The organism is Streptomyces sp. NPDC102437, assembly GCF_044765565.1.
GTDB lineage: Bacteria > Actinomycetota > Actinomycetes > Streptomycetales > Streptomycetaceae > Streptomyces.
The window spans coordinates 1-3,724 of the sequence record NZ_JBIWKI010000123.1; the positions used below are offsets into that span (position 1 = coordinate 1).

Genomic DNA, 3,724 nt, shown 5'->3' on the forward strand with positions numbered 1-3,724 from the left:
CTCACCACGTCGTCCATCCGGGCGAGGGAGTACCCCTTGGCATCGAAGACACGGGCGGCGGCGCGCAGAATGTCCCGGCGCGTTGCCGCGCCCTTTGGTGTCAGTTGATCCACTGGCCTTCCCATGCCTCGATAGTAAATACCTTCGAGTCGGTTTTTCAAGTTGATCAAGAACCGCGTTATCCGAAGGGCCCCGGCCACGGCGAGCGGCGAACTGGAGCGCGCAGCATTACCGGTAGGGCGCGGTTCGTTGATGCCGGGAGCCGAGTAGTGGGCGGGCGAAGGCGTCGGCTCGGTAGCAGGCGCCGTTGTCGGCAACAATGCGTTCGATTCAGGTGATGCCGTGGGCGGCGTACCACGCGTGGGCGCGGTGGAGGAATCCGACGGCGGTCGCGGTCTTTTCGTCTGGCAGGGCTTCGGGGCAGGCGAGGCGGCTGTAGCCGTCGACCGCGGAGTGCAGATAGACGCAGCCGCCGCGTTCGGTCTTCTTCTTGCGCCGATCCACGGCTTTGGCTTGTCCACTGCCTCGCCCGTGAGCGCGCCAGACGCGGCCGTCGGAGATGCGGCCGACTTTCTTGGCGTCGATGTGGACCATGTGCCCGGGGCGGTGGGCTGGTGACCTTCCGCGGTTCGCGGTTGGTCTCGCCGTTGGGGTCATGAACCGGCGCCGGCTCAGGCCCAGGCTCACGAGGTGACTCGACACGGTGCGGCGACTGATGGTGATGCCGTCGTTGTTGAGTTCGAACGCGATCCCTCGCAGCCGACCACTTCTGGGTGCGGCGTAGGTCCCAATGCGGACCACCACGTCGGCATCAGTTGTTGTGGGTTGCCGGCGTGGCGCTGAGGAGTGGTCCAGGAGGCCGAGGTCGCCGTGGCGGCGGAAGCGGTTGCCCCGCTTCGACGCGCACGTGCGAGAGATTCCCATCTCTGCGGCGACGTGGGCGATCGGGCGGTGCCCGGCAACGGGCGATCAGCCGGCGCCGCCCTTCAGGAGAACAGCGGGGCATTGCGATGCGGCATGCACGGGCTTTCTGAGCAGGGGTGAGGGCTGGCGTCGACGCGGAGGGCCTCTGTTTCGGATCAGTCATCTCCGCAGTCCATGAGCCTGCCCAGGAGCTCCAAGCCCGTGCGCCAGTCACCGAGGTCGCTGTCGGAATTGATGTGGCCGTGGTTTCCGATGAAGTGGCCTTGAGCCTGCCACTGAAGCGCGAAGGCGGCGGCCGTCACGGGGTCGCAGTAGGGGTCGTCGTCGCTGGCCACCATCAGGCTCGGGCACGGCAAAGGGCGAGCGGATACGCCCAGGAACGTCGATGCGGCCTCACGTGGGAACGCCGGTCCCTGGGGGTTGGGAGGCGCGACCAGGAACGCCGCCACCGTGTCGGGTCGCGCCTGCTCCAGCCAGTGCGCAGCTGCCCAGCAGCCAAGACTGTGAGCCACCAACGCCACCTGGTTGTCACGCCGGGAAACGATCTCATAGGCAGCCTGGATCGAGGCAACCCAGTCCGGCAGGTCCGGCCTGCTCCAAGATGCCGGTGCGATCCGGACCGCTGAGGGCCTCCATCGCTTCTCCCACAAGCTCTGCCAGTGCCGCTCATCCGAACCGTCGATCCCAGGGATGATGACGTACGCGACCATTACCTACCACCCATCCAATCGCGGCCCCCGCACACCGCGGGGGCACCCTGGGGCGATTCTCGATGGATCAGCGGCAACGATCGGGCTCAGTAAGTGATCTCAAAGAAAGCGGAGGTGACAACGATGGAATCACTCGACGAGATCGACCGTGCCATCTTGGAACTGCTCCAGACCGACGGCCGGCTCACCGGAGCCGAGGTCGGACGACGAGTCGGGCTGTCCCAGCCGGCAGCCAGCGCCCGCATCCAACGCCTGGAGAAGAACGGGATCATCACCAGCTACCGTGCCGTCGTTGCCCCAGCCGCAGTCGGATTGAACATCCACGCCGTCGTCCGGCTGCGCACCACCCACGCGCAGTTGTCCCAAGCACTCGCCCTTGCCGCCCAGACTCCCGAGGTCGTCTCGACCCTACGCGTGACTGGTGAGGACTGCCTGCTGCTCGACGTGCACTGTTCTCACGCCGAACGCCTTGAACGGGTCGTGGACTCCCTCGCCCGTTACGGACCGGTCACCACCTCACTCGTCCTGCGCAGCTACCCGCCCAAGTCGTTGCCAATGGCACCGTCAACAGCGTCCTGACCCGCAGCTTCTCCGTATCCGGAGGAGTTCAGGAAGGACGCTGTCGCGCTGTACCGCGCCACGGCCGGGAAGCGGACGTACGCGGCGGTGGCCGCGGATCTCGGTATCACCGCGGAGTCGCTACGGACGTGGGTCCGCAAGGACGAGGCCCAGGCCTCGCCCGAAGGCCGCGACGGCAGCGTCAGTGCGGCGGAGGAAATGGCGCGGCTGCGGGCTGAGAACGCCCATTGGCGTGCGTCGTGGGTGGTGCCGAGTACGGCGGCGATCTGGAAGGCCAGATCCCGGTTGGGTGTGGCACCGCTGCGGGAGTTGTTCGCGCGGGTGTGCCGTCCGGTCGCCACACCGGACACTCAGGCCGCCTTCTACCGCGGCTGGCGGCTGACCGCGATCGACGGCACCACGTTCGACCTGCCTGACACGAAGGCGAACGTGGACGCCTTCGGCCGTCCGCCTCGCTCCGGGCGGGGTGAACAGGACGTCGGGTGCCCGCAGTTACGCATGGTCGGCCTGGTCGAATGCGGCACCCACGCCATCTTCGACGCCGCGATCGGAGCTCTGCGCGCCGGAGAGCAGACTCTGGCCCGGGCGGTCCTGGTGTCTCTGCGGCCGGGAATGCTGCTGCTGGCCGACCGTGGCTTCTACGGCGTGGACCTGTGGCGCAAGGCCGCAGCCACCGGGGCGGACCTGCTGTGGCGCGTTCGCAAAGACCTCGTGCTCCCCGTGGTCGAGCAGTTGGCGGACGGCTCCTACCTCACCGAGATCTTCGACCGGAACGACATCCACCACACCCGTCGCGGGGTACCGGTGCGCGCGGTGGAGTACACCATCGCCGGCCACGAGGGCTCCTACCGGCTCATCACCACGATCCTCGACCCCGGCAGGGCCCCGGCCGCGGAACTCGCCGCTCACTACGCCCAGCGATGGGAGTTCGAGTCCACCCTCGACGAGATCAAGACCCACCTCGGCGGGCCGCACCTGGTGCTGCGTTCACAGCACCCCGACGGAGCCGAGCAGGAACTCTACGGCTTCCTGCTCGTCCACCACGCCATCCGGCACCTGATGCATCAGGCCGCACAACAAGCCGACCAGGACCCCGACCGGATCTCCTTCACCCGCTCACTGCGCGTCGTGCGCCGCCAGGTCACCGACCAGGCGGCATTTTCCCCCCGGCAGACTCGCTCGCGCGGTCAAAGCCACCCACACTGAACTCCTCGAACGCCTCCTGCCACCACGACGCCGCCGGACCAACCCCCGCGTCATCAAACGCAAAGTCGCCGGCTGGCCCCTCAAACGCGCCGCCCACCGGACTGCAGACCGCCCAACCACCGCTGCCATCGCTCTCGTTGGCGCCAACAAACCAAAACGAGTCAAACGCATACCAAAGCACTAAGTTACCGGTATTGAGGCTAGCCTCGGGCTTTCAGTGCGACGTGAAGTCGCTGTCATGCAGTGGTAGTTGCAAGGAGAGGAGTCGACTGCCCCGGCCTGTGACCGATGGCCGGTCCCCAGCC

The 3,724-nt window shown here is 67.2% G+C and carries 2 protein-coding genes and 2 pseudogenes; 2 read left to right on the forward strand and 2 right to left on the reverse strand.

Annotation, left to right across the window (positions count from 1 at the left end; translation table 11 throughout):
- Positions 1 to 234: 234 nt before the first annotated feature.
- Both ACIRJP_RS42065 and ACIRJP_RS42070 read right to left on the reverse strand, forming a co-directional pair.
- Positions 235 to 1,019: pseudogene (locus tag ACIRJP_RS42065) on the reverse strand (helix-turn-helix domain-containing protein); the annotation flags it as partial.
- Positions 1,020 to 1,079: 60 nt separating this feature from the next.
- A complete protein-coding gene (locus ACIRJP_RS42070) occupies positions 1,080 to 1,634 on the reverse strand; it encodes an RBBP9/YdeN family alpha/beta hydrolase (protein ID WP_404186449.1) in 555 nt (184 codons plus the stop codon).
- Between the two features lie 123 nt (positions 1,635 to 1,757).
- Between ACIRJP_RS42070 and ACIRJP_RS42075 the strand changes: the two genes are divergently transcribed.
- Positions 1,758 to 2,213, forward strand: coding sequence for an Lrp/AsnC family transcriptional regulator (locus tag ACIRJP_RS42075; protein WP_404186451.1), 456 nt, complete (start codon positions 1,758 to 1,760; stop codon positions 2,211 to 2,213).
- Positions 2,214 to 2,222: 9 nt separating this feature from the next.
- Positions 2,223 to 3,419: pseudogene (locus tag ACIRJP_RS42080) on the forward strand (IS4 family transposase); the annotation flags it as partial.
- Between the last annotated feature and the right edge of the window lie 305 nt (positions 3,420 to 3,724).

What these genes read in the sequence shown, in the direction of transcription:
- ACIRJP_RS42070 (WP_404186449.1), bottom strand. Translation starts at nt 1,634, where the DNA reads ATGGTCGCGTACGTCATCATCCCTGGGATCGACGGTTCGGATGAGCGG.
- ACIRJP_RS42075 (WP_404186451.1), top strand. Translation starts at nt 1,758, where the DNA reads ATGGAATCACTCGACGAGATCGACCGTGCCATCTTGGAACTGCTCCAG.